Source organism: Amycolatopsis coloradensis (assembly GCF_001953865.1).
Lineage (GTDB): Bacteria > Actinomycetota > Actinomycetes > Mycobacteriales > Pseudonocardiaceae > Amycolatopsis > Amycolatopsis coloradensis.
The window spans coordinates 68,883-92,770 of record NZ_MQUQ01000009.1 but is presented as its reverse complement, the minus strand read 5'-3'; the positions used below and the strand labels follow the sequence as shown (position 1 = coordinate 92,770).

General features: G+C 68.4%; 22 protein-coding genes, 1 pseudogene and 1 riboswitch. Of the genes and pseudogenes, 15 read left to right on the top strand and 8 right to left on the bottom strand.

Annotation, left to right across the window (positions count from 1 at the left end; genetic code table 11):
- Positions 1–439: 439 nt before the first annotated feature.
- Positions 440–1,084 carry a TetR/AcrR family transcriptional regulator gene (locus BS329_RS17510; RefSeq protein WP_076162067.1) on the bottom strand — a complete coding sequence of 215 codons (645 nt, stop codon included), beginning with the start codon at positions 1,082–1,084 and terminating at the stop codon, positions 440–442.
- A gap of 267 nt (positions 1,085–1,351) precedes the next feature.
- Between BS329_RS17510 and BS329_RS17505 the strand changes: the two genes are divergently transcribed.
- Positions 1,352–1,933, top strand: a complete 582-nt coding sequence (locus BS329_RS17505) for a MerR family transcriptional regulator (protein ID WP_076162065.1) — start codon at positions 1,352–1,354, stop codon at positions 1,931–1,933.
- A gap of 46 nt (positions 1,934–1,979) precedes the next feature.
- Positions 1,980–2,076: riboswitch (glycine riboswitch) on the top strand.
- Between the two features lie 170 nt (positions 2,077–2,246).
- The gene (gcvP, locus tag BS329_RS17500; RefSeq protein ID WP_076162063.1) at positions 2,247–5,126 is read left to right on the top strand and encodes an aminomethyl-transferring glycine dehydrogenase; all 2,880 of its coding nucleotides are present in this window, start codon (positions 2,247–2,249) and stop codon (positions 5,124–5,126) included.
- A 3-nt stretch (positions 5,127–5,129) separates the two neighbouring features.
- Here the strand turns inward: gcvP and BS329_RS17495 are convergent, their stop codons facing one another.
- Complete coding sequence (locus BS329_RS17495) at positions 5,130–5,492, bottom strand: nuclear transport factor 2 family protein (protein WP_076162061.1); 363 nt, start codon at positions 5,490–5,492, stop codon at positions 5,130–5,132.
- 112 nt (positions 5,493–5,604) lie between these two features.
- Here BS329_RS17495 and BS329_RS17490 point away from each other — a divergent pair, with 112 nt between their 5' ends.
- Together BS329_RS17490 and BS329_RS17485 are read left to right on the top strand one after the other, a co-directional pair.
- Entirely contained in the window at positions 5,605–6,432 is an 828-nt protein-coding gene (locus tag BS329_RS17490; protein ID WP_076162059.1) for a helix-turn-helix domain-containing protein, read from the top strand.
- Positions 6,433–6,480: 48 nt separating this feature from the next.
- A pseudogene (locus BS329_RS17485) lies at positions 6,481–7,211 on the top strand (aldo/keto reductase).
- A 75-nt stretch (positions 7,212–7,286) separates the two neighbouring features.
- Here BS329_RS17485 and BS329_RS17480 read toward each other — a convergent pair.
- The 5 genes from BS329_RS17480 to BS329_RS17460 form a co-directional block, all read right to left on the bottom strand.
- Positions 7,287–7,973, bottom strand: a complete 687-nt coding sequence (locus BS329_RS17480; RefSeq protein ID WP_244197201.1) for a hypothetical protein — start codon at positions 7,971–7,973, stop codon at positions 7,287–7,289.
- 93 nt (positions 7,974–8,066) lie between these two features.
- A complete protein-coding gene (locus tag BS329_RS17475; protein WP_076162057.1) occupies positions 8,067–8,978 on the bottom strand; it encodes a 3-methyladenine DNA glycosylase in 912 nt (303 codons plus the stop codon).
- Positions 8,975–10,018 carry a hemolysin family protein gene (locus tag BS329_RS17470; protein ID WP_076162055.1) on the bottom strand — a complete coding sequence of 348 codons (1,044 nt, stop codon included), beginning with the start codon at positions 10,016–10,018 and terminating at the stop codon, positions 8,975–8,977. Before BS329_RS17470 ends, BS329_RS17475 begins: the two co-directional genes overlap by 4 nt.
- Positions 10,015–11,361: a hemolysin family protein gene (locus BS329_RS17465; RefSeq protein ID WP_076162053.1), complete on the bottom strand. Its 1,347-nt coding sequence runs from the start codon at positions 11,359–11,361 to the stop codon at positions 10,015–10,017. The genes BS329_RS17470 and BS329_RS17465 overlap by 4 nt, the downstream gene beginning before the upstream one ends.
- 167 nt (positions 11,362–11,528) lie before the next feature.
- The gene (locus tag BS329_RS17460) at positions 11,529–12,125 is read right to left on the bottom strand and encodes a TetR/AcrR family transcriptional regulator (protein WP_076162051.1); all 597 of its coding nucleotides are present in this window, start codon (positions 12,123–12,125) and stop codon (positions 11,529–11,531) included.
- Between the two features lie 203 nt (positions 12,126–12,328).
- Between BS329_RS17460 and BS329_RS17455 the strand changes: the two genes are divergently transcribed.
- The 5 genes from BS329_RS17455 (at position 12,329) to pip (ending at position 16,564) form a co-directional block, all read left to right on the top strand.
- Complete coding sequence (locus BS329_RS17455) at positions 12,329–12,727, top strand: hypothetical protein (RefSeq protein ID WP_076162049.1); 399 nt, start codon at positions 12,329–12,331, stop codon at positions 12,725–12,727.
- 2 nt (positions 12,728–12,729) lie between these two features.
- On the top strand, positions 12,730–13,356 hold the full coding sequence (locus BS329_RS17450) for a DUF3558 domain-containing protein (protein ID WP_076162047.1): 627 nt from the start codon (positions 12,730–12,732) through the stop codon (positions 13,354–13,356).
- Positions 13,353–14,702 (top strand): hypothetical protein, encoded by a 1,350-nt coding sequence (locus tag BS329_RS17445; RefSeq protein WP_143253085.1) that lies wholly within the window; start codon positions 13,353–13,355, stop codon positions 14,700–14,702. Before BS329_RS17450 ends, BS329_RS17445 begins: the two co-directional genes overlap by 4 nt.
- A gap of 24 nt (positions 14,703–14,726) precedes the next feature.
- Entirely contained in the window at positions 14,727–15,458 is a 732-nt protein-coding gene (locus BS329_RS17440) for an ESX secretion-associated protein EspG (protein WP_084749885.1), read from the top strand.
- 158 nt (positions 15,459–15,616) lie between these two features.
- Positions 15,617–16,564 carry a prolyl aminopeptidase gene (pip, locus tag BS329_RS17435; protein ID WP_143253084.1) on the top strand — a complete coding sequence of 316 codons (948 nt, stop codon included), beginning with the start codon at positions 15,617–15,619 and terminating at the stop codon, positions 16,562–16,564.
- A gap of 55 nt (positions 16,565–16,619) precedes the next feature.
- Here the strand turns inward: pip and BS329_RS17430 are convergent, their stop codons facing one another.
- On the bottom strand, positions 16,620–17,810 hold the full coding sequence (locus BS329_RS17430) for a Glu/Leu/Phe/Val dehydrogenase dimerization domain-containing protein (protein ID WP_076162041.1): 1,191 nt from the start codon (positions 17,808–17,810) through the stop codon (positions 16,620–16,622).
- A gap of 162 nt (positions 17,811–17,972) precedes the next feature.
- On the opposite strand from BS329_RS17430, the gene BS329_RS17425 reads away from it, so the two are divergent.
- From BS329_RS17425 to BS329_RS17400, 6 genes are all read left to right on the top strand, one after another.
- Entirely contained in the window at positions 17,973–18,896 is a 924-nt protein-coding gene (locus BS329_RS17425; protein ID WP_076162039.1) for a LysR family transcriptional regulator, read from the top strand.
- Positions 18,897–19,026: 130 nt separating this feature from the next.
- On the top strand, positions 19,027–20,283 hold the full coding sequence (locus BS329_RS17420) for a glutamate-cysteine ligase family protein (RefSeq protein WP_076162037.1): 1,257 nt from the start codon (positions 19,027–19,029) through the stop codon (positions 20,281–20,283).
- Positions 20,280–21,632, top strand: coding sequence for an ergothioneine biosynthesis protein EgtB (gene egtB, locus BS329_RS17415; protein ID WP_076162035.1), 1,353 nt, complete (start codon positions 20,280–20,282; stop codon positions 21,630–21,632). The genes BS329_RS17420 and egtB overlap by 4 nt, the downstream gene beginning before the upstream one ends.
- 5 nt (positions 21,633–21,637) lie before the next feature.
- Positions 21,638–22,402: an ergothioneine biosynthesis protein EgtC gene (gene egtC / locus BS329_RS17410; RefSeq protein WP_076162033.1), complete on the top strand. Its 765-nt coding sequence runs from the start codon at positions 21,638–21,640 to the stop codon at positions 22,400–22,402.
- Entirely contained in the window at positions 22,399–23,376 is a 978-nt protein-coding gene (gene egtD / locus BS329_RS17405; protein ID WP_076162031.1) for an L-histidine N(alpha)-methyltransferase, read from the top strand. The genes egtC and egtD overlap by 4 nt, the downstream gene beginning before the upstream one ends.
- A 46-nt stretch (positions 23,377–23,422) precedes the next feature.
- The gene (locus BS329_RS17400; RefSeq protein WP_076162029.1) at positions 23,423–23,845 is read left to right on the top strand and encodes a nitroreductase family deazaflavin-dependent oxidoreductase; all 423 of its coding nucleotides are present in this window, start codon (positions 23,423–23,425) and stop codon (positions 23,843–23,845) included.
- The last annotated feature ends 43 nt before the right edge of the window (positions 23,846–23,888 follow it).

Genomic DNA, 23,888 nt, shown 5'->3' with positions numbered 1-23,888 from the left:
TCCGCATCGCGAGATCTTGACGAAGGGGCGGCGCCGGTGGCGCCGCCCTTCTTCGTACGTGCGGTCCCGGGGTCGCGGTGAGGCGGTCACGGCCAAGGGCGTCTCAGGTACCCACCGGATCCCGGGTGTGGTGTCGCGAAAGCCACTTTCGGGACGTCTGGTGTCCCGAAAGTGGCTTTCGCGACACCTGGGTTGGCGACACCCGGCCCGACGGCAGTGCTCAACGCCTGGGTCGCGCCTCGGCCGGGCGGGGCGTGAGTGGTCAGAACGCCCTCACCGCTCGCGAGATCCGACCCAACGGTCGCCGGTGCACTTTGGTTGCGTGAAGTACGTGAAGGTCCCCTTCATTGCGCTAGGCGCAATGAAGGGGACCTTCACGTACTTGGGGAGGGTGCCTCCGAGGCGGCTCCCCGAACGCCACCAGAGGACGAAACGCGAGTCAGGCGGCGGTCGCCCGGGTGAACAGGTCCGCCAGTTCCCGGCCATACCGTTCCAGGTCCAGCTTCGGGTCGGCCGCGAACTTCGCGGCGACGCCGTCGATGGCCTGCGCGATCGACAGCGCCATCACGTCCGGCGCGAAGTCGCCGAAAGCGCCTTCCTCCTGGCCTTGCCGCAGCTGACGCTGGAGCCTGCCGGTGCGGAACTCTTCGACGATCGGCACGGACATGAACCAGCCCTCCGCGTCCGAACCGCTCGAAGCCATCTCGACCATGACCCGCACGAGTTCCGGGTACGAGCCGAGGAACTCGATCTCCGCCTCGATGTAGCCGCGCAGCAGCCCGGCCCGGTCGGTCGTGCCCTGGATCCGCTCCTCGAGGAACTTGTCCTTCATCCCGGTCGCGGTGGTGACCACGGCCTGCATCAGGCCGGCCTTGTTGGTGAAGTGATAGGAGATGATCCGGGTGCTGGAGAGCCCGGCCCGTTCTTTGATCTTCGCGAAGGACGTCTTGTGGTAGCCGAGATCGGAGATCGTCGCGATGGTGGCGCCGACGATCTGCGCCCGCCGGGCGGCCTCGGTGACCGACAGGCCCAGGTCCGCCTGAACCTCTTGCAGGGCGCTCTGGGTAGTGGGATTTACTTGCATGAGTAAAAAATAATACGGCTGAGTAAAACTGGCAACCACGCAGCCGAACGGGGGACTGTCCCCGGCAAGCCTCAAGAAGAGCTTGAGGTCGACCGCGCGTCGCGTTGACCGCTTTGCCGGACGCGCTTACCGTCAATGGAGGTAAATCGCCAAGGTGTGATTCGGATGTCTGGGGCATCCGTCTTGACGGTTGACTCCGGTGCGGACTCACATGGGTCCGCGCGGCTTTGTTCGCCGGCCGCCAGGTCGGGCGAGGGGAGGCATGGCGTGGTCGAGGCTGGTAGCCCTCAAGAGCCGCTCGTTCCGGTCGCAGACGGCGAGCAGGGTGAACTGTTTCCCGACTCTTCCCTCCCGGACGAACTCGTCGGCTACCGCGGCCCCGCCGCCTGCCAGATCGCCGGGATCACCTACCGGCAGCTCGACTACTGGGCCCGTACGAAGCTGGTCGCGCCGAGTATCCGCACGGCACACGGCTCCGGTTCGCAGCGGCTGTACTCGTTCAAGGACATCCTCGTCCTGAAGGTCGTCAAACGGCTGCTGGACACAGGTGTCTCGTTGCAGAACATCAGGGTCGCGGTCGACCACCTGCGCCTGCGTGGTGTCCGCGACCTCGCCAGGGTCACCTTGTTCTCCGACGGCACCACCGTCTACGAGTGCACCTCGCCCGAGGAGATCGTCGATTTACTGCAGGGCGGCCAGGGTGTTTTCGGTATCGCCGTCAGCGGCGCGATGCAGGAGATCAGCGGCACCATCCACGAGTTCCAGGCCGAACGCGCCGACGGCGGCACGATCGAAACCGTCACGCCGGACGAGCTCACGCAGCGCCGTAACGCACGTCGCACCGGCTGATCATGAAGCCGCGCGAGCGGCAGGGTAGGCTCACTTCCGCGGTCGACGAATCCGCGCGGGAGAGACCGAGCCGATAACAGCTCGGCGCCGAAGGAGCAAGTCCTCCCCGGAACCTCTCAGGCACCCTGGACCGCGCGGACTAGACGCCTCTGGAAAGTGAGTCGTCAGGTCACCACCTGGCGGCTCCGCCGACGGTGCAAGCCCGACACAACCCACGGGCGAAACTCTCAGGCGCCCCCACGGGGGTACGGACAGAGTGGGGAGGGCCAGGACAATCGTCCCGGCCCCACCCCCGCGTCTTGGGAGGTCCCCGATGGAGCCTGTTTCACTGGCCGCTCTCGAATCCGGAACCCCCTTCGCGGACCGGCACATCGGGCCGGGTCCCGAAGAACTCACGCACATCCTCGACGTCGTCGGCGTCTCGTCGCTCGATGAACTGGCCGAGCGGGCCATCCCGGCGTCGCTGCGGGAATCCGCGACACCGCCGGACCTGCCGCCGCCCGCCACCGAGACCGGCGCGCTCGCCGAACTCCGCGCGCTGGCCGCGCGCAACCGGCCGATGATCCAGATGATCGGTCTCGGCTACCACGACACCGTGACCCCGCCGGTGATCCGCCGCAACGTGCTGGAGAGCCCGGCCTGGTACACCGCGTACACGCCGTATCAGCCGGAGATCTCGCAGGGCCGTCTCGAAGCGCTGCTCAACTTCCAGACCATGGTCGCCGATCTGACCGGCCTGCCGATCGCCAACGCGTCGATGCTGGACGAGGCGACCGCGGCCGCGGAGGCGATGACCTTGGTCCGCCGCGCCGGAAAGTCGAAGTCGAACCGGTTCGTCGTCGACGAGGACACCCTGCCCCAGACGATCGAGGTCCTGCGCACCCGCGCCGAACCACTCGGCATCGAACTGGTGACCGCAGACCTGTCCCAGGGCATCACCGGACTCGGCCTCGGTGGCGACTTCTTCGGAGTGCTGCTGTCCTATCCCGGCGCGAGCGGGGTCGTCCGCGAATGGGATCACGCCATCGCCGAGGCCAAGGCGCTGGGCGCGGCCGTGGTGATGGCCGCGGATCCGCTGGCCTTGACCCTGCTGCGGTCACCGGGCGAACTCGGCGCCGATGTCGCGGTCGGGTCGACGCAGCGGTTCGGCGTGCCGATGGGCTTCGGCGGTCCGCACGCCGCGTACCTCGCCGTGCGGCAGGGTCTCGAACGGCAGTTGCCCGGCAGGCTCGTCGGTGTCTCGAAGGACGCCGACGGCGCGCCCGCCTATCGGCTCGCTTTGCAGACCCGCGAGCAGCACATCCGCCGCGAGAAGGCCACCAGCAACATCTGCACCGCGCAGGTGCTCCTGGCGGTCATCGCGTCGATGTACGCGGTGTACCACGGCCCCGAAGGCCTGCGCACCATCGCCAACCGCGCGCACCGGATGGCCACCGTGCTCGCGGCCGGGCTCGCCGAGAGCGGTGTGGACGTCGTGCACTGCGAGTTCTTCGACACCGTCATGGTCGCGGTCCCCGGCCGTGCGGGCAGTGTCGTCGGCACCGCCAGGGAACTCGGCGTCAACCTCCGGCCGGTGGACGCGGATCACGTCGCTGTCGCGTGCGACGAGACGACGACCCGCGAGCACCTTTCCCTGGTGTGGAAGGCGTTCGGCGTCGCTGTGTCCGATGTGGACTCGCTCGACGCGGACACCGCCGACGGTTTCCCGCCGGACCTGCGCCGCACCAGCGAGTACCTGACACATCCCGTCTTCCACGCGCACCGCTCGGAAACCGCGCTGCTGCGGTACCTGCGGGCGCTGTCGGACAAGGACGTCGCGCTCGACCGCAGCATGATCCCGCTCGGCTCCTGCACGATGAAACTCAACGCCACGGCCGAAATGGAGCCGATCACCTGGCCGGAGTTCGCCGGACTGCACCCGTTCGCGCCCGCCGAGGACGCGGCCGGGCTGCTGTCCATCGTCAAGGATCTGGAGCACTGGCTGGCCGGGATCACCGGCTACGACGCGGTTTCCCTGCAACCGAACGCCGGCAGCCAGGGCGAGTTCGCCGGCTTGCTGGCGATCCGCGCCTACCATCGCGAACGCGGGAACGCGGCGCGAGACGTCTGCCTGATCCCGTCGAGCGCGCACGGCACGAACGCGGCCAGCGCGGTGATGGCCGGGATGCGCGTGGTCGTCGTGAAATGCGACGACGAGGGCAACATCGACGTCGGCCACCTCAAGTCCACAGTGGACGAGCACGCGGACGACCTGGCCGCGATCATGATCACCTACCCGTCGACACACGGGGTCTACGAGGACACCGTCCGCGAGGTCTGCGCACTGGTGCACGACGCGGGCGGCCAGGTGTACGTCGACGGCGCGAACCTGAACGCGCTGATCGGTGTCGCGCAGTACGGCAAGTTCGGCGCCGACGTCTCGCATCTCAACCTGCACAAGACCTTCTGCATCCCGCACGGCGGCGGCGGTCCCGGCATCGGCCCGATCGGCGTCCGCGCGCACCTGGCGCCGTACCTGCCGAACCACCCGCTGCAACCGGACGCCGGCCCGGCGACCGGCGTGGGGCCGATCAGCGCCGCGCCGTGGGGCAGCGCGTCGATCCTGCCGATCTCCTGGGCCTACGTCCGGATGATGGGCGCCGAGGGCCTCAGGCGCGCGACCCTGACCGCGGTCGCGAACGCCAACTACGTCGCCAAGCGCCTCGCGGAGCACTACCCGGTGCTCTACTCCGGACACGAGGGACTCGTGGCGCACGAATGCATCCTCGATCTCCGGGCGCTCACCAAGCGGACCGGGGTCACCGTCGACGACGTCGCCAAGCGCCTCGCCGACTACGGACTTCACGCGCCGACGATGTCCTTCCCGGTCGCGGGCACGCTGATGGTGGAGCCCACCGAGAGCGAGGACCTCGGCGAACTCGACCGGTTCTGCGACGCGATGATCGCTGTCCGCGGCGAGATCGAGAAGGTCGCCGCGGGGGAGTGGCCGGTGGCCGAAAGCCCGCTGCGCAACGCCCCGCACACCGCGCACTGCCTCGCCGGGAAATGGGATCGCCCGTACAGCAGGGAGATCGCGGTCTTCCCTGCCGGTTTCACCGCCGCGAAGATCTGGCCCCCGGTGCGGCGGATCGACGGGGCCGCGGGCGACCGCGACCTCGTCTGCTCCTGTCCGCCGCCGGAGGCCTTCGCCTGAGCGTCAGCCGGGCATCTTGTCCAGAAAGCCCAGGACCTGCTTGATCCTGCCGTTCTCGACGGTGATGACGTCGAAGCCGATCGCCAGTGGCTCCGCCGCGCCCTCCGGGCCGAGGTACCACTGGAACCGCGCGATGTCGTGATGCGCGTCGGGGGCAGACGGCAGGCTGAACCGCAAACCCGCGAACTGGGTCTGCGCACCGGCGATGAAGCCGTCGACACCGTCGTGACCGGTGACCGCGCCCAGCGGGTCGGTGTAGGTGGCGTCCTCGGTGAACACTTCGGCGATGAGCGCGCGGCGCTGGTCAGCGTCCGTCTCGTTCCACACGGCGATGTACTGCTCGACGACGCGCTGGATGTCCGACATGGTGGCTCCTTTTTCTTTGGGGGTAACCGATGTCGCAACTCTGGCCGGTGGAGGCGGGTCCCGTCGATTACGCGTGAGGTAATGGCGGCCCGGCACCCTTGGCCGTAGGTTCGTGATCGTGACGACCACTTTGACGGCGGGCCGCGCCGGCCGCCCTGTCGGCGAACTCCTGCGGGAATGGCGTGACCGCCGCCGGATCAGCCAGCTCGACCTCGCGATCTCCGCGGAGATCTCGACCAGGCACCTGAGCTTCGTGGAGACCGGCCGGTCCAAGCCCAGCCGCGACATGGTGCTGCGGCTGGGCGAACATCTGGAGGTGCCCTTGCGGGAACGCAACCGGCTGCTTCTCGCGGCGGGCTACGCGCCCGCGTACCCGGAGAGCGGCCTGGGTGACCCGGAACTGGCGGCGGTCCGCCAGGCGGTGCGGCAGTTGATGACCAGTCACGAGCCCTATCCGGCCGCCGTCGTCGACCGGGGGTGGAACCTGGTCGACGCCAACGCGAGCGTGTCGATCATGACCGACCTGGTCTCGCCCACCTTGATGACGCCGCCGGTCAACGTGCTCCGGCTGACCCTGCATCCGGAGGGGATGGCGCCGTACGTGCTGAATCTGGGGGAGTGGCGCGCTCATCTGCTCGGCAGGCTGCGGCGCCAGGTGACCCAGACGGCCGATCCGGTCCTGACGGAGCTGCTGGAGGAGCTACTCACCTATCCGTGTGACGATCCCGTTCCCGAGGTGGAGCTTCCCGGCCCGGGTGACATCTTCGTCCCGCTGCGGCTGCGGCACGACGGGGTGGATCTCACCTTCTTCAGCACGGTCTCGACGTTCGGGACGCCACTGGACATCACGGTCGCCGAGCTCGTGATCGAGTCGTTCTTCCCCGCCGACACGGCCACGGCGGAGTATCTGCGCGCGCACGCCCGGCACGGGATGGAATGATGCGGGCCGGGAAACCCCGCCGCAGACCCCAGTGAGGATTCTTCTTCCATGGCCGTGTCTTCCGTCGTCCTGAACAACGAGGTAGCCATCCCTCAACTCGGTTTCGGCGGCTGGCAGGTGCCCGCGGGCGACACGGCCAAGGTCGTCCGGACCGCGATCGAGGCCGGGTACCGCGGCATCGACACCGCCGCGTCGTACCGGAACGAAGCGGGCGTCGGTGAGGCGATCCGCTCGGTGGGTGTGCCTCGCGACGAACTGTTCATCACCACCAAACTGCCGAACCCCGGCCACGGCTACGACGCGGCGCTGCGCGCGTTCGACGCCAGCCTGGCGGAACTGGGCCTGGACCGGGTCGACCTGTACCTGATCCACTGGCCGATGCCGACCCGCGGCAAGTACGTCGAAACCTGGCGAGCGCTGGAAAAGCTCTACGCCGATGGCCGGACGCGGGCCATCGGGGTGTCGAACTGCGGGAGTTCCACGCCGAGCACGGCATCGTCACCGAAGCGTGGAGCCCGCTCGCGCAGGGCTCGCTGCTCTCGGACCCGACCTTGACCGCGCTCGCGGGCTAGTACGGAAAGAGCCCGGCGCAGCTGGTGCTGCGCTGGCATCTGCGACTGGGCACGGTGGCCATCCCGAAATCCGTGACCCCGTCCCGGATCCGCGAGAACTTCGACGTCTTCGAGTTCGAACTCGCCAAAGACGACCTCGCCGCACTCGCCGAGTTCGACGACGGGACACGCACCGGCCCGGACCCGGACACCTTCGACCTGGTCTAGCCGGAATCGCAGGAAGGCCCCCTTCCCTCGGCTCAGCCGAGGGAAGGGGGCCTTCACGCGAGAAACGGGTGGGACTCAGGTGGCCTTGATACCCGCGGCGGCGAAGTCGGCCTGCTGGGCGGGCTGCTGCAAGAACTGCCGGAACGTCTGCGAGGCGCGCATCTGGACCTCGTCGATGTTCTTGCCGGCGAGTCCGACGAGCGGGTAGTCGGCCGATCGCGCGGTCGCGACCGACTGGGCGGGCGAACCGACCAGCTCGGGTTTCGCGGTGTTCAGCTCGGTCACCCAGTAGGAGGACTCGGGGATCCAGGCGGCGGGGAGGCCGCCGATGGAATCCAGGTTCGTCCGCCCGACGAGACCGTCGAGCACGGAGGCGGAGGGCAGCGCGTCGATCTGGATGATCACGCAGTGGTCGCGGACCACGGTCGCGGCGTTGTTCCACCGGTCGGCCGCCGCCCGGAGCGGTTTCTCGATGCTGGGGGTGACGATGACCCGCAGCGGAGTGTCACCGGCGCTGCACGCCTTGGCCTGGGCCTCGGCCCGGGTGTTGAGCTCCCCGTCCGCCCAGTTCCAGCCGAACACGCCGATCGCGACCAGGACCACGAGGACCAGGCAGGCGATGGGCCACTTGGCGATGCGGCGCCGCGGGGCCTTCTTCCCGACGATCCGGTGCGAACCGGTCGCCTCACCGCGACCCTGAGGCCGCTTCGGCGGGTCGAGGGGATGCGGCACCGGCTCTTCGGCCACGCTGTGTCGCCCCATCGTTGTCCTTTCGAAACGTGCGCGCTCGCGCTGCGTATGCAATCAAACCGTTATCACTCTAACAGGGGAGGATGTTACGGGGAATGCGACAACTCACAGTTGTTTTCCGCGTGTCACGGGCGCCTTCTTTAACTCGGTCAGGAGTTGTTGGCAATGCGCTATCAGGTGCTCACGCAGCGGCGTGGCCCGGCGGGCGAAAGCGGCCTGTGCGCGGGCATACTCGGCCCGGCCTTCCGGGCTCTCGATCCGCACCGGCGAGTATCCGAACGCCGCGAGGTCGTACGGGCTGGCGCGCATGTCCAGCTCACGGATGTCCGCCGCCAGTTCGAAGCAGTCCCCGACCAGCTCGGCGGGTACGAACGGGTCGAGTTTGTAGGCCCACTTGAAGAGGTCCATGTTGGCGTGCAGGCAGCCCGGCTGCTCGAACTCGATCTGGTTCTCCCGCTCCGGCCGCAGGGTGTTGCGCGGCTTGGCGGGTTCGGTGAAGAACCGAAAAGCGTCGAAGTGCCCGCATCGGATCTCCAGGGACTCGACGACGCCGTCCGTTCCGGCCGAGCCGAGCCGGAGCGGAAGTTGTGAGTGACGAACCTCATCCGCTGATTCCCGGTAAACCATTGCCCATTCGTGAAGCCCGAAACAACTGAGCCTCGGCGCGCGGGAAGCGGTCGCGGAAAGCAGGCCGAGGACGAATTCGGCGGTCTTGGCCCGGCCATCGGTGAAGCCTGCCGGGTCCAGCATGACGCCGTCCGGCGTCTCGACGTAGCCCTTCCGCTCCAGGAACCGCTGCGCGGACCGGCCTTCGAGCGCGACACCCGGCCCCGGTTGCCAGCGTTCGACGTGGCCGGGGCGGTGCGAGTAGTACGTGAAGAGGAAGTCGAGGACCGGATGTTTCTCGCCCCGCGAGCGGCGGCGCTGGTGCGGTGTCGTCCAGCGCCGCATCCTGGCGACGTGGTCGTCCTCCCGAGCCCGCCAGGCAGGCTCGGGGAGGACGATCACGCCGGTCATGACATGACGTGGGTGCCGTCGCGCACAGTTCCCACGTATTCCTCGACGAGGTCCTCCAGCGCGACGACCCCGACGGCCTCGCCCGCCGGGTTCAGCGCCCGTGCCAGGTGACTGCCTTCCTTGCGCATCGCTGACAGCGCCTCGTCCAGCCGGGCGTCGACGCGTAGTTCGGTCAGCGTGCGTGTCTTACCCGACGGCACCACGGTCGACGGCTGCTCGCCCACGAGGTCGAGGACGTCTTTCACGTGGATGTAGCCGGTCAGCGAGCCGTCGTCGGCGCAGACCGGGAAACGCGAGAAACCGGTCGAGGACACCGCGCGCTCGACGTCGCCCAGCGTGGGCGAGCAGGGCAGCGTGGTCAGCTGCGCCGTCGGGACCAGGACGTCGGCCACCGTCTTCTCCACCGACGACAGCGTCTTGCTCAGCCGCTGGTGCTCGGACTGCTCCAGCAGCCCCTCGCGACGAGACTCGCTGAGCAGTTCGGCGAGTTCGTCCGAGGTGTAGGCGGTTTCCAGCTCGTCCTTCGGCTCGACCTTGAACAGCCGCAGCAGCGAGTTCGCCACGAAGTTCAGCAGCCAGATGAATGGGTTGGCGATCTTCACCCAGGCCACGTGCACCGGGACCAGCCACAGCGCCAGCCGCTCCGGCTCGGCGATCGCGAGGTTCTTCGGCACCATCTCGCCGATGAGGACGTGCAGGACGGTGATGAACGCCAGCGCGATCGCGAACGAGATCGGGTGCAGCAGCACGTCCGGGATCCCGAGCAGTGCGAAGAACCCGGCCAGCTGATGCGCGATGGCGGGCTCGCCCAGCCGTCCGAGCAGCAAGGAGCAGATCGTGATGCCGAGCTGCGCGCCCGCGAGCATGAGCGAGACGTTCTTGCTCGCGTTGATGACGATTTGCGCGCGGGTTTTTCCCTGCTCCAGCAAGGCTTCCAGCCTGTCGCGCCGCGACGAGATCAGGGTGAACTCGGCGCCGACGAAGAAGGCGTTGGCCAGCAGCAGGATCACGACGAGGAAGATGTTGAACCAGTCGCTCATCGGGCGGGCTCCTGCTCGGCGGAGGTGGCGGTTTCGCTGACCCGGCGGACTTCGACCTCGGCGATGCGGAGACGGTCCATTTTGGTCACCGTGAGCCGCCAGGCGTCGAGGTCGGTGGCGTCGCCGGGGGAGGGGATCCGGCCGAGTTGCTCGAGGATCAGTCCGGCGATGGTCTCGTAGTCGCCGTCCGGCATCCGGAACCCGGTCTCGTCGGTGACTTCGTCGGCGCGAAGCTGCCCGGACACGAGCCAGTTGTCGGCGCCGACCTGTTGCGAGGACGGTGCTTCCCGCTCGTCGTGCTCGTCACGGACGTCGCCGATGATCTCCTCTACGACGTCTTCCAGCGTCACGAGTCCCGCGGTGCCGCCGTACTCGTCGACGACGATCGCCAGCTGGAACCGGGAATCGCGCAGCCGGTTGAGCAGCGAATCGCCCGGCAGCGATTCGGGCACGGTCGGGATCGGTCGCATGACCGAACCGATCCGCACCGTGGCGCGCCGGTCGGCCGGGACGGCGAACGCCTGTTTGATGTGCACCGCGCCCTGTACGTCGTCGAGATCCTGGGTGTAGACCGGGAAACGGGAGAACCCGGTGCGGCGGGAGATCTCGATGAGGTCGTGGATCGTGTCGTCCACGGTCAGCGATTCGAGCTGGACGCGCGGGGTCATCAGCTCGTCGGCCGTCCGCTCGCCGAAGCGCAGCGACTTGTCCAGCAGTTCGGCTGTCGACGTGTCGAGCGTGCCGCTTTCGGCGCTGGAGCGCACGATCGAACCGAGCTCCTGGGGTGACCGTGCCGAACGCAGTTCCTCCTGCGGTTCGACACCGAACTTGCGGACCAGGAAGTTGGCGCTGTTGTTCATCAGGGTGATGAGCCAGCGGAACATCGACGAGAACCGCGAGTGGTATCCCGCGACGGCGCGAGCGGTCTGCAGCGGCCGGGCGATCGCGAGGTTCTTCGGCATCATCTCGCCGAGGATCATCGACAGCGACGTCGCCAGGAACAACGCGACCGCCAGCGAGACGCCGTTCGCGACACTTTCGGAGAACCCGACGGCGGTGAACAGCGGGTGCAGCAGGTCGCCGATCACCGGTTCCGCGAGATAACCGGTGATCAGGGTGGTGATGGTGATCGCCACCTGCGCGCCGGAGAGCTGGAACGAGAGGGTGCGGTGCGCCTTCTGCACGGTGTGCGCGCGGCGGTCGCCGACCTGGCGGACGTTCGCGTCGACCGTGCTGCGCTCGAGCGCGGTGAGGGAGAACTCAGCGGCGACGGCGAGGCCGGTGCCGATGGTCAGCAGAAGGAACAGGAGAACGCCGAGAACGGCGAACAGGATTTCCATCATTTCCCGCCGGCGGGGACGGGGTCGGCAGGAAGATCCGCGGAACAGCCGGGTGTGCCACCCGGCTCGATACTGTCACCAGGTGACTGCGCGTCGCGCACGAAAAGAGTCACTCCTCAATCGGATGAATCAACCAGAGACCGCCGCTGTACTGCGGCGATAGGACAATCTTAACGCGTTCCCCCGGCCGCGTGGGCGCGGTGCCGCCGCACGCTCTCCTCGACCAGGTCGAGCACGGGACCGAGATCGTCACCGGGCTGGCCCATCGCGAGGTGGGAGACGAGTCCTTCGAGGACCAGTTCGAGATACGCGGTCAGGACGTCGACATCGACGTCGTCGCGCAGGATCCCGGCGTCGCGCTGGCGCAGCAGTCGGCGGCGGGTCGCGGTGGTGAGCTGCTGCGACCGCTCGGCCCAGCGGGCGCGGAACTCGGGGTCGGTGCGCAGCCGCCGGGAGACCTCCAGCCGCGTGCCGAGCCAGTCGGCGGGGTGCTCGCTGCGGTTCGTCAGCAGGTCGCGCATCACCTGGACGAGCCCCTGCTCGGCGACGACGTCGGCCATGCGGACCGCGTCGTCCTCGGCCAAGGCCAGGAAGAGGGACTCTTTGTCGCGGAAGTGGTGGAAGATGGCGCCGCGGGAAAGACCAGTGGCCTCCTCGAGCCGCCGGACCGTGGCAGCCTCGTAGCCATAGCGTGCGAAGCACACACGGGAGCCGTCGAGGATCTGGCGCCGGCGTGCGTCGAGGTGATCCTGACTGACCCGTGGCATCCTGGAATCCTGTCACCGAGAGCCCGGTTAATGCAATCCGTACGTACGTACTGTGACCAGTTCGCGGGATGTTTGATCCGTTCGGGAACCTTGCGGCTCGGAAACACGTCCGATCACTCGGCCGGATCGGCTGACATGCCGTCGGCCGCTTGGCTACTCTTTGTCCATCACGGTGAGTGAGTGCTGAGGGGAAGGTGCGGGGCGTGGACATCATCGGCGATGCCGCTAGTGCGGTGAAGGCCGTCTGGGGGGATATCTTCACGCCGCCGGAGCCGACCGTTTACGGCGGTGGAGGCGGTGGTGGCGGCGGGTTCGAGATGAGCCCCGAGGAGCTGAAGACCGTCATCGGGCTGTGGGAAGACGAACTGCAGAAAGTCGTCGACGACGGTGACAAGATCGACCTCATCGTCAGTGACCTGATGCCGCCGGGACAGGACGAGGCCAGCTCCAGCTACGTCGACTCCGGAATCGAATCCTTACTGGGCCTGCAGAAGCAGAACGAGTCGATGAGGGCCTACATCGAGGGCTACATCGCCAAGCTCGAAGTCGCTCGTTCGAAGACCATGGTCACCGACCAGGCCAACACCCTGCGCACGACCTGAGGATGCCGAACGTGTTGAGGAATCGCGCCGCAGTGGCGGCGCTCGTGTTCGTTTCCATCGCCGTCGCCGGTTGCACGGGGGAGACCCCGGGGACGCCGACGCCGACCCCGGGAACGGTGCCGTCGTCGGGTTCGTCCGCCGCGCCGGAGGACCCGAACGTCCCGAAGGTGGCGGATCCGCTGGACGCTTCGGCGTACGTCGGTGACGTGTGCAAGCTGCTCCCGCCCGCGACGGCCTCGGAACTGGGGTTCACCGCGCCCGGTGAATCGAAGGGCGAGGGCAGCAATCCCGGTTGTAGCTGGCAGATTCGCGGCAAGGCGGACAGCCTGTTGATCATCCTCGGCAGCGGCAACCGCGAGAAGGGCATGGGCGGTTTGGGTGGCCTGCACAAGGCCAAGGAAGCCGGGCAACTGAGGTTCCTGGAGCCCGGCCCCGAGGTCGACGGCTACCCGACCGTCTATTACGGAATCCAGGACCGGCGAGCGGGCGGCAACTGCGACCTCGCGGTGGGCGTCGCCGACGATCTGGCGATCAGCACCCTCGCCAAGGGTTACGACAATGAGCAGGATGCGTGCGGGACCGCGCAGAAACTCGCGTCGGCCGTTATCAAGACACTCAAGGAGGCATGAGGGTGGACGGCAAACAGATCTTCGAGAACTTCACCCAGGGCGACACGCGCAACCTCCGTAGCGCGGCGGACCGCATCGCGGAACTCTCGGACGCCTACGTCGAGCGCGGCATGGCCATCAAGGGCTTGCAGTCGCGGATGACATCGTCCTGGACGGGTTCGGCCGCCGACGCGGCCAACGCCGGTGCCGGCCCTCTCGAGCAGGCCTTCAAGGAGACAGCGGACCCGCTGTTCACCACCAAGGCCTCGGTCATGACGCAGGCCGACAGCTTCGACGACTCCGGGCAGACGGTCGTCCCCGTTCCGCCGAAACCGGACAAGCCCAACCCCTGGACCACGGGCCTCAAAGGCGCGATCCCGATCGCCGGCCCGTTCATGGTCAACAACGACATCAAGAACTACCAAGAGGGCGTCGCGAAGCACGAGGCGGCGAACCAGAACAACGTCCGCGTGATGGACCAGTACGACTCGGTCACCAGCAGCACGAGCGCGAGCCTGCCGACCGACTACGGCGTGCTGAAGAACGACGGTGCGAACGTCAGCGTCAAGGTCGGCGACGGGCCCGGCCCGATCGATCCGCCGCCCTACATCCCGCCTAAGCGCCCCACGAAGCGCGGCGGTGGCGACGAGAACGACGGCACTGACACCAGCGGCACGGACAGCAGCGGCACCGACGGGAACCGCACCGGCGGCAACGACCAGAATCAAAACCAGAACCAGAACCAGACCAAGCCGGGTACCGGTGAAGACCGTCCCGGAGGCTCGAAGGACCGGCCAGGTCCGGACATCACGACGCCGACCCGGAAACCGGGCCCGGTGGACACGACGCTCCCGTCCGGTGGTGGCCGGGGCAAGCCTGGTGGTGGGACCGCGGAGATCCCGGGCCGGGACGTCGGGCGCGGCAACGGCGGCAACCCCGACGACGTGCTCGGCCTCACCAACGGTCTCAACCAGAACAACGGCCCCGGTGGTGGCGGATCCAACCCGCCCGGAAGCGGCAGCGGGCGCAACGTTCCCGGGCCCAACAGCGCGGCGGGCAGGCTGCTCGGCGGTGAGGGTGGCACCAGTGGCCGCGCGGGCGGGCCGGGTTCCGGTGGTCTCGGCGCGGGCAGGGGCACCGGTGTGGGTGGCTTCGGCGGCGGCATGGGTGGCGCCGACGTGGCAGGTGGCCGTGGCGCGGCAGGCCGCGGTGGCGGCGGCCAGCTGGGCCCGATGGGTGCCGGCGGCAGGCGTGCCGACGGTGACGAGGACGACGAGCACCAGCGTCCCGACTACCTGATCGAAGCCGACCCCGACGCGATCTTCGGCACCGACCAGCGGACCAGTCCGCCGGTCATCGGCGAGTAACGGATGACCGTGAGAACAGGCCGGGTGGACGTCCCGGTCGAAGCCTTGGCGGTGCTCGCCGAACGCGAACGCGTCGGCGACCTGCACATCACGCTGCGTCCCGAACCGCGCTGGTTGTCCCGGACCGCCCGCGCGGAGGCGGACAAGCGTGTGGAAGCCGCTTTGGCGCAGGCCGGGCTGCTGGATTCGAGCGGCCGCGCGTCGGTCGACTTCCTGGACTGGCTGCCGGTGCTCACGAAACCGTCGATCGAGTACTACGGCTGGGTGAACGCGGGCGGCCAGACCTATGGCCTTCTCGCCGCGTCGCTGGGTTTGCAGGCGGTGCTGGCGGTGTCGTCCGGTGACTGGGTCGGGCTTCAGGAGATCGACCGGCGGCGGCTGCCCGAGTCGTTGATCGAGCAGTTGCCCCCCGTTCCCGCGGGTGGTGGCAGGCTTCGCACCATCCGGGCGTACGAGCTCGAAGAGGCAGCGCGGCGCGGGCCGGACACGCATTCGCTGCCGCCGGTGATCGCGGACATCGTCAGCCTCGTCCAGCGGCCGGTCGAAGGGAGCGGAGAGCTCTACGTCGGCAAGCGGGACGAAGTCGGCAGGCACGTGGCGGTCGAGGATCCGCTGCACTTCGCCGACACCGACTGGGGACGGTACCTCAGCTACACGACCGGCCAGGGTCATGACGCGGTGGTCCACATCGGACCCGCTGGCCCGGCGGAGCTGGCAGACGCGCTTCGGCACGTTTCCGGCACTCTGGGCGGCTAGCGACCGACAAGTACGTGAAGGCCCCCTTCATTGCGCTAGACGCAATGAAGGGGGCCTTCACGTACTTGGGCAGATGAAACCGTGCGCATCGAGTCTTCGGTCGGGGCTATTGTGACAGCGCTGTTGTATTTCTGGCGGGGTCTGGGAGGACGAGGAACGTGACAAGGCTGTATCCGGAAATCGAACCGTACGACCAAGGGATGCTCGACGTCGGCGACGGGCACCACGTGTACTGGGAGGTCTGCGGGAATCCCGACGGCAAACCCGCCGTCACGCTGCACGGCGGCCCGGGAACCGGCTGCGGCGTCGGTCTGCGCCGCTACTTCGACCCGGCCAAGTACCGCGTCGTGCTGTTCGACCAGCGCGGCTGCGGCCGGAGCACGCCGCACGCGGGGGAGCCCGACGCCGACCTCTCCGCCAACACCACCGATCACCTGATCGCCGACATGGAGAAGCTTCGCGAGCATCTGGGCATCGGGAAATGGCTGCTCTTCGGCGGTTCCTGGGGCTCGGTGCTCGCCACGGTCTATGCCGAGCGGCACCCGGACCGCGTGTCGGAGATGGTCTTGACGGGCATCGCCACCGGACGCCGGAGCGAGACCGACCTGCTCACCCGCGGCCTTGGCGCCGTCTTTCCCGAGGCATGGGCCAAGTTCCGTGACGGTGTTCCCGAGGCGGACCGCGACGGTGACCTGGCGGCCGCGTACCTCGAGTTGCTCATGGATCCGGATCCCGCGGTGCACGGGAAGGCGGCCGCCGACTGGTGTGCCTGGGAAGACGCGATCATCCCGACTTCCCCGCCGTACAAGAGTTTCGGGACGCCGAAGTTCCGGCTCGCCTTCGCCAGGCTGGTCACGCACTACTGGAGTCAAGGGTCCTTTTTGGACGAAGGCGTGGTGCTGAGGGAGGCCAAGACGCTCGCGCACATCCCGGCCGTGCTCGCCGAAGGAAGTCTCGACCTGGGCAACCTCGTCGGCACCCCGTGGGAACTGGCGCACGCCTGGCCGGGCAGTGAACTGGTGATCATCGACGAGGTCGGCCACAGCACCCAGCAGGAGCCGATGCGCGAAGTCCTCATCGGGGCGACAGATCGTTTCGCTTCCTGAGCCCGGTTCCGCGTGATGGCCCCCGCTCGAGGGAAGGGGGCCATCACGCGCACGGTCACGGGATGACCAGAACGGGGACTGCCTCCGGCGTGGTGGCGGCGTCCGAACGGGTGGTTTCGGCGAGCCGCAGGCCGGTGGTGCGCGGGGCGATCCGGTCGAGGTTCCACGAACTCAGCAGCAGTGCCACTTTCGCCCGCATCTCAGTGCGCAGTCGCAGGAAAGAGTCGGCGGGGTCGGCGCCGACTTCGCCGAGCAGGAGCCACCACGCCCACGCGGCCGCGCCGGCATTGGCGACGAAGTCCGGGATCACCGGGATGCCCCGGGCCGAGAGGCCCGCTTCGGCGTCGGGTGTGGTCGCCGCGTTGGCCGCTTCGATGACGACCTTCGCCTTGACCGCGCCCTGGTTTCCGGCCTTCAGCGCGTAGGAGATCGCCGCCGGGACGAAGATGTCGGCTTCCGCCGCCACGATCTCGTCACGGGGGAGCAGCCGGACGTCGGACGGCAGCCGGCCGCGGTCGATCTCGCCATAGGAGTCACGCAGGTCCAGCAGCGCCGGGATGTCGAGTCCTTCGGGCCGGTACAGCGTGCCCGCGGCGTCAGCGACCGCGACGACCTTCATCCCGGCTTCGTGCAGGTACCAGGCCGCGCCGCCGCCCATGGTGCCGATGCCCTGTACGGCGACCGTGGTCTTTTCGACCGGCCATTCCCACGCGTCGGCGACACCGAGGCAGGCCTGAGCGACGCCGTAGCCGCCGATGACGTCGCCGAGCAGGAGTCCACCGGGGACCGGGGTGCTCAACCCGGCCTGCACGCGGCGAAGGGTGTGCGCCGGATCGCCCGAACGGCGGATCGCGGCGTGGTACGACTGCTCGAGTCCCAGCTTCGCGAACACTTCGTCGATCAAGTGCTGCGGCACGCCGAGGTCCTCGGCGGTCACCCAGTGGTTGTCGATCCACGGCCGCAGGAACGCGCAGAACCGTTCCAGCACACCGAAAGCACGTTCGTCCTTGGGATCGAAGTCGATGCCGCCCTTCGCCCCGCCGACAGGCAGGCCGAAGGTCGCGGTCTTGTTCGCCATCCCCCTCGCGAGATCTTCGACCTCGGACATCGTGCAGCCCGCGCGCATCCGGGTCCCGCCGGTCGCGATGCCGGAGACCAGGCTGTGCACAACGAGGTAGCCGTTGGCACCGGTGACGGGGTCGGTCCAGATCAGCCTCATCAGCGGTTCGGCGTTCCTCGCGGCCATGCGGCCACCTCCTTCGGGATTCGGGGTTCGTCCTGCGCCGCTTCCGAGGGTGCGCCCCACCGGACGAGGGCGTCTATTTACCGAATCTGAACGATGATGTGCAGAGAAACTGCTGTAACGCGCCACCCGGCGTCCGCGACCGCGCCCGATTACGTTGGTGACATGGAGCTTTCGTTGCACCGCCTGCGGATGCTCCGCGAGCTGAGCAGGCGTGGCACGGTCACGGCCGCCGCCGCGTCACTGCACTACACCGCTTCGGCGGTGTCGCAGCAGTTGGCTCAGCTGGAGCGGGACGTGGGCGCGAAGTTGTTCGAACGGTTCGGCAGACGGGTGCAACTGACCGAACTGGGGCTGCTGCTGACCGAGCACGCCGAGGAGATCCTGGGATCGGTCGAGCGGGCGACGCTGGCGTTGGAGGAGGCGCAGGAGACCGTTTCGGTCCGGCTCATGGCCGGCGTGTGGGCCTCGGTCGCTTCGGGGTTGCTGCCGCACGCGCTGGCCGCGCTCGCGGGCGAGCATCCGGGTATCCAGGTCAGGACCCGCGAGCTGGCGCCAGAAGACACCGCCGACGCCGTCCGCGACGGTGAACTGGACCTGTCGTTCGTGATCGACTATTCCGACGCGCCGATGCCGTGGGACGCCGGTCTGGAGCGCGCGGTGATCGCGGTCGAACGGCTGCACGCCGCGGTGCCCGCCGGCGCAGTCCCCGCCGAGAGCGCGTCCCTGCTCGAACTGGCCGAGCATCCGTGGATCCTCGCCAGCCCGAAGAGTCACTTCGGACGCGCGATGCGCACCGCCTGCCACCGGCACGGGTTCGACCCCAAGATCAACCATGAGGTCGAGGAGCAGTCGACGGCGATGGCGATGGTCCGGGCGGGGCTCGGGGTGACCCTCGTTTCGGACCTCGGGCTTGGCCTCCGCCCGCCGGGTATCGACGTCGTCGCGTTGACCACACCGTTGCTCCGAACGGTTTCGATCGCCTACCGGACGACGTCGTCCCGGCGACCCGCGCTCCAGCTCGTGATCCAGGCCGTCCGCGGTGCGGCCGCCGCGCTCGGCCTGGGCACCGAGCCCGCTTTGCCCTGATTCGTCCTGTCCTAAGAGGTGGTCCGCCGATCCTGCCGGGCAAGAACACACCTGAATTTGTCGGACCCCGCGTGTAGCGTCCGAAGTCAAGGTTTCTCAGTTATCGGACAACCGACTGGACGGCGGAAAAATGACTACTGTTCATGATTTCCCCGAGAAGTCCGGGAGCGCGTCGAACGCCACGGCGAAGGTCCTGTCGGACCGGGCCGAGGGTGAGGCGTATGTGGCTTCCGTGTGCTTCAAGCACGGGCCACCGAGACTTCTCGGTGTGGAGCTGGAATTCACCGTGCACTACGCCGACGAGCCCGCCCGGCCTCTCGATCCCGACGATCTCGCCACCGCGCTCGGCCCGCACACCCCGCGGACACTGCGCCCCGACAGCCCCGCCCTTCCGCTTCCGGCAGGTTCACCGCTGAGCCTCGAGCCCGGATGTCAGGTGGAGATCTCCGCTCAACCACAGACCACGCTGCGCCACCTGGACGCCGTCGTCTCGGCCGATCTGGCCCACCTCGAAACCCTTCTCACCGCCCGAGGCCTGTACCTGGGTGACACCGGGATAGACGGGCATCGCGCTCCTGCCCGCAAACTGGGCACACCCCGCTACGCCGCGATGGAACGCCGCTTCGCCCCGATGGGTGACGGCGGCGCGACGATGATGTGCAGCACGGCGGGCCTGCAAGTCTGCGTGGACACCGGTGAGGCGGGGGAGCTGGCCACCCGCTGGGCCGCCGTCCACGCGCTCGGCCCGCCGCTGCTGGCCACCTTCGCCAACTCCCGGGTCCACGCCGGACGCGACACCGGTCACGCGTCCGCGCGCTGGCTGGGCGTCATGGACACGGAAAGGGCCCGCACCCGGTCGGCGGAACCCAGCCGGGATCCGGCGGGGGACTGGGCCCGCCGGGTCCTCGACACCCCGCTCATGGTGCTGCCCGGCCACGGCTGGGACGCGCCGGATTCCCTGACCTTCGCCGACTGGATCGACGGGCGGGGCGAGGGCGCCGGACTCGGCAGGCCGACCGAGGACGACCTGGCCTATCACCTGACGACCTTTTTCACGCCGGTCCGGCCACAGGGGTATCTGGAGATCCGCTACCTGGACGCCCAGCCCGTGGCCAGGTGGCTGCACCCGGTGGCCCTGCTGGCCGCGTTGCTCGCGCGCCCGTCCACGGTGGACAAGGTGCTCGAACTGTGCGAACCGGTCGTGGGCAGGTGGGAGTGCGCGGCCAGGTTCGGCCTGTCCGACCGGGCGATCGCCGCCGTCGCGAGCGAGGTGGTGGACCTCGGCTGCGCCGAACTCGGCATGACCGGTCTGCCGCCGGAGACCATCACGGAGATCAGCGAGGGTGTGCAGTCCCTCGTGCACGGTTCGAGGAGCCACCAGTCATGAGCGTGGAAAGCACCGAGACCAACCCGCTTCGCGCGCTGAGCCCGCAAGACCTGCGGGCCCACGCGGCCGAGGCGCTCACCAGGGCCCGCGAGCGCAGCGTCGTGCTGACGGACGCCGTCGACGACGAAGACCTGGTCCGTCAGCATTCGAAACTGATGTCGCCGCTGGTCTGGGACCTGGCGCACATCGGCAGCCAGGAGGAACTCTGGCTGGTCCGCGACGTCGGCGGCCGCGAGGCGCTCCGGCCGGACATCGACGACATCTACGACGCGTTCCAGCACGCCAGGGCGGATCGCCCGGAGCTGCCGCTGCTGGGGCCTGAGGAGACCCGCAAGTACGTCCGGGAGGTGCGCGAGAAGTCCTTCGACATCCTGGAAAACGTTCCGCTGCGAGGCAGGCGGCTCACCGAGGACGCCTTCGCCTTCGGCATGATCACCCAGCACGAGCAGCAGCACGACGAGACGATGCTGGCCACCCACCAGCTCCGCGAGGGCGATCCGGTGCTGCAGGCGCCCGCCCCGCCGCCGTCACGATCCGGGCGGCTGCCCGCGGAGGTCTTCGTGCCCGGCGGTGCCTTCACCATGGGCACCTCGGCCGAGCCGTGGGCGCTGGACAACGAGCGCCCGGCGCACGAGGTCGCGGTGGAGGCGTTCTTCATCGACACCGCCCCGGTCACCTGCGGGGCCTACGCCGAGTTCCTCGACTCCGGGGGTTACGAAAACCCGAGGTGGTGGAGCGAGCGCGGCTGGGCGTACCGCAGTGAGCACGGCATCGACGCGCCACGCTTCTGGAAGCGTGAACAGGACGGCTGGTGGCGGACGCGGTTCGGCGTCTACGAGAAGGTGACGGCCTCGGAGCCCGTGGTCCACGTTTCCTTCTACGAGGCCGAGGCGTACGCCGCCTGGGCAGGCAGGCGCCTGCCGACGGAACCGGAGTGGGAGAAGGCCGCCCGGTTCGACCCGGTGACCGGCCGATCGCGCCGGTTCCCCTGGGGCGACGAGGAACCGACCCCCGAGCACGCCAACCTCGGACAGCACCACCTGCGGCCCGCGGAGGCGGGCGCGTATCCGGCGGGTGCCTCGCCGCTGGGGGTGCATCAGCTGATCGGCGACGTCTGGGAGTGGACCAGCAGCGGATTCGAGCCGTATCCGGGATTCGCCGCGTTCCCGTACAAGGAGTACTCGGAGGTGTTCTTCGGCGGGGACTACCGGATCCTGCGCGGTGGTTCGTTCGGTACGGACGCGGCGGCCATCCGCGGCACGTTCCGCAACTGGGACCACCCGATCCGGCGGCAGATCTTCTCCGGGTTCCGCTGTGCCCGCGACACGCGACCGGGCGAGGTGGGCTGAGCGGCATGTGCCGTCATCTCGCGTATCTCGGCGAGCCGCGTTCGCCCGCCGAGCTGCTCTTCCATGCCCCGCATTCGCTGCTCGTGCAGTCCTACGCCCCGGCCGACATGCGGGGCGGCGGCTCGGTCAACGCGGACGGGTACGGCCTCGGCTGGTATGCCGACGGTCCCGATCCCGTGCGGCTGCGCCGGTCCGCTCCCTTGTGGACCGACGGGGACCTGCCCGCGCTCGCCGGGTCGGTGCGGTCGCACGCCTTCATGGTGGCGGTCCGCAACGGCACCACCGGGATGCCGGTGGTCGAAGCGGCCAACGCGCCGTTCACCGGCGGTGGCCATCTCTTCAGCCACAACGGGATGGTGAAGGGCTGGCCGGGCTCACTGGCCGAACTCGCCGCGAAACTGCCGATCACCCGTCTGCTCACCCTCGAGGCGACCACGGATTCGGTGCTGCTGTGGGCTTTGCTGAGTGAACGGCTCGAAGCGGGTGAAGACCCGCTCTCGGCCGTCACGTGGCTGACCGGTGTGGTCGAGGAGGCGGGGCCGGGTTCGCGGCTCAACTTCCTGCTGACCGACGGCCGGACGCTGATCGGCACGGCGTGGACGCATTCCCTGTCCTATCAGGACACTGGTGACGGTGTCGTCGTCGCTTCGGAACCGTGCGACGACGGTCCCGGATGGACTCCCGTTCCCCAACACCACGCCGTCCGGGTCACCGGCGCCGGTGTGGAAATCCTTCCCCTCGAAGCCGATCGGAGCACTGAGGCACGATGACCGAAGTGGACCTCGACGTACACCGCAGCGAGTCGGACATCACCGAGCAGCTGCGCGCGGACGTCCGCGCCGGCCTGGAGGCGGACCGGAAGTGGTTGTCGCCCAAGTGGTTCTACGACGCGCGCGGCAGCGAACTGTTCGAGAAGATCACCGCCCTTCCCGAGTACTACCCGACCCGCAGCGAACGGGAGGTGCTCGCCGCGCGTGGCGGCGAGATCGCGGAAAGTTCCGGCGCGCACACCCTCGTCGAACTCGGTTCCGGCTCGAGTGAGAAGACCAGGCTCCTGCTCGACGCGCTCACCGACCACGGCACGCTGAGGGAGTTCGTGCCGCTCGACGTCTCCGGAACCGCGCTCGCCGAAGCCGCGGAAGCCATCAAGGCCGACTACCCGTCCCTCGAAATCCGGGGCGTGGTCGGGGACTTCACCCAGCATCTCGACCTGCTGCCGGGCGACCGGCCGCGGCTGGTGGTGTTCCTCGGCGGCACGATCGGCAACTTCCTGCCCGCCGAACGCGCCGCCTTCCTCCACTCGGTCCGCGAAGTTCTCGACGAAGGGGAGTGGCTCCTTCTCGGGACGGATTTGGTGAAGGACCGGGAAACGCTGGAACGCGCCTATGACGACGCGGCGGGGGTCACCGCCGAGTTCAATCGCAACGTGCTCCACGTGATCAACAACGGCCTCGGCGCGAACTTCGATCCGGCCGCCTTCGACCACGTCTCGTACTGGGACGAAGAGAACGAATGGGTCGAAATGCGCCTGCGTGCCCGGGAGGCGGTGACCGTCGACATCCCGGGCGCCGATCTGCTGGTGAAGTTCGCCGAGGGCGAATACGTGCGCACCGAGATCTCCGCGAAGTTCCGGCGGGACGGAATCGCCGCGGAACTGGCCGAAGCCGGTTTCTCGGTGGAGAAATGGTGGACGGACTCGGAATCGCGATTCGGGGTGAGCCTGGCAAGATCTGTCCGTGGCTAACCCTCTTACGCTCCTCGCTCGCGCACTCGGCACGAAACCGTGGCTGATGGGGCTCGCGGGCGGGATCATCTGGGTGGACAAGAAACTCCACCGGCTGTTCAAGGGGAAGGTGAGCCTGGTCGCGCTGGCCGGGCTCCCTTCCCTCCGGCTGACCACGACCGGCCGCAAGAGCGGCCTGCCCCGCAGCACCAACCTGCTGTACTTCCCCCACGATGGGGACTTCGTCCTCGTCGGCTCCAATTGGGGGAGACCGAACCATCCCGCGTGGACGCACAACCTGCGCTCACATCCGGACGCGGTCGTCGCGCTGGCGGGCAAGGAGATCCCGGTCAGGGCAAGGGAACTTCTCGACGACGAGTACGACGGGATGTGGAAGCTCCTGCTGGATTTCTGGCCGGGTTACTCCATGGAAGAGCGATCCGCTCGCCGGGTGTTACCGATTTTCGAGTTGAAGACCACCTCTCGCTAGGTTCGTACCATCCTTTCGGCCGGTGACTGGGTTACCGGCTTGT

Excerpts from the sequence above, each read along its gene's own strand:
- BS329_RS17510 (WP_076162067.1), bottom strand. The coding sequence starts at position 1,084 with ATGCAAGTAAATCCCACTACCCAGAGCGCCCTGCAAGAGGTTCAGGCG.
- gcvP (WP_076162063.1), top strand. The coding sequence starts at position 2,247 with ATGGAGCCTGTTTCACTGGCCGCTCTCGAATCCGGAACCCCCTTCGCG.
- BS329_RS17495 (WP_076162061.1), bottom strand. The coding sequence starts at position 5,492 with ATGTCGGACATCCAGCGCGTCGTCGAGCAGTACATCGCCGTGTGGAAC.
- BS329_RS17480 (WP_244197201.1), bottom strand. The coding sequence starts at position 7,973 with ATGGGGCGACACAGCGTGGCCGAAGAGCCGGTGCCGCATCCCCTCGAC.
- BS329_RS17475 (WP_076162057.1), bottom strand. The coding sequence starts at position 8,978 with ATGACCGGCGTGATCGTCCTCCCCGAGCCTGCCTGGCGGGCTCGGGAG.
- BS329_RS17470 (WP_076162055.1), bottom strand. The coding sequence starts at position 10,018 with ATGAGCGACTGGTTCAACATCTTCCTCGTCGTGATCCTGCTGCTGGCC.
- BS329_RS17465 (WP_076162053.1), bottom strand. The coding sequence starts at position 11,361 with ATGATGGAAATCCTGTTCGCCGTTCTCGGCGTTCTCCTGTTCCTTCTG.
- BS329_RS17460 (WP_076162051.1), bottom strand. The coding sequence starts at position 12,125 with ATGCCACGGGTCAGTCAGGATCACCTCGACGCACGCCGGCGCCAGATC.
- BS329_RS17450 (WP_076162047.1), top strand. The coding sequence starts at position 12,730 with ATGCCGAACGTGTTGAGGAATCGCGCCGCAGTGGCGGCGCTCGTGTTC.
- BS329_RS17445 (WP_143253085.1), top strand. The coding sequence starts at position 13,353 with ATGAGGGTGGACGGCAAACAGATCTTCGAGAACTTCACCCAGGGCGAC.
- BS329_RS17430 (WP_076162041.1), bottom strand. The coding sequence starts at position 17,810 with ATGGCCGCGAGGAACGCCGAACCGCTGATGAGGCTGATCTGGACCGAC.
- BS329_RS17425 (WP_076162039.1), top strand. The coding sequence starts at position 17,973 with ATGGAGCTTTCGTTGCACCGCCTGCGGATGCTCCGCGAGCTGAGCAGG.
- BS329_RS17420 (WP_076162037.1), top strand. The coding sequence starts at position 19,027 with ATGACTACTGTTCATGATTTCCCCGAGAAGTCCGGGAGCGCGTCGAAC.
- egtB (WP_076162035.1), top strand. The coding sequence starts at position 20,280 with ATGAGCGTGGAAAGCACCGAGACCAACCCGCTTCGCGCGCTGAGCCCG.
- egtC (WP_076162033.1), top strand. The coding sequence starts at position 21,638 with ATGTGCCGTCATCTCGCGTATCTCGGCGAGCCGCGTTCGCCCGCCGAG.
- egtD (WP_076162031.1), top strand. The coding sequence starts at position 22,399 with ATGACCGAAGTGGACCTCGACGTACACCGCAGCGAGTCGGACATCACC.
- BS329_RS17400 (WP_076162029.1), top strand. The coding sequence starts at position 23,423 with ATGGGGCTCGCGGGCGGGATCATCTGGGTGGACAAGAAACTCCACCGG.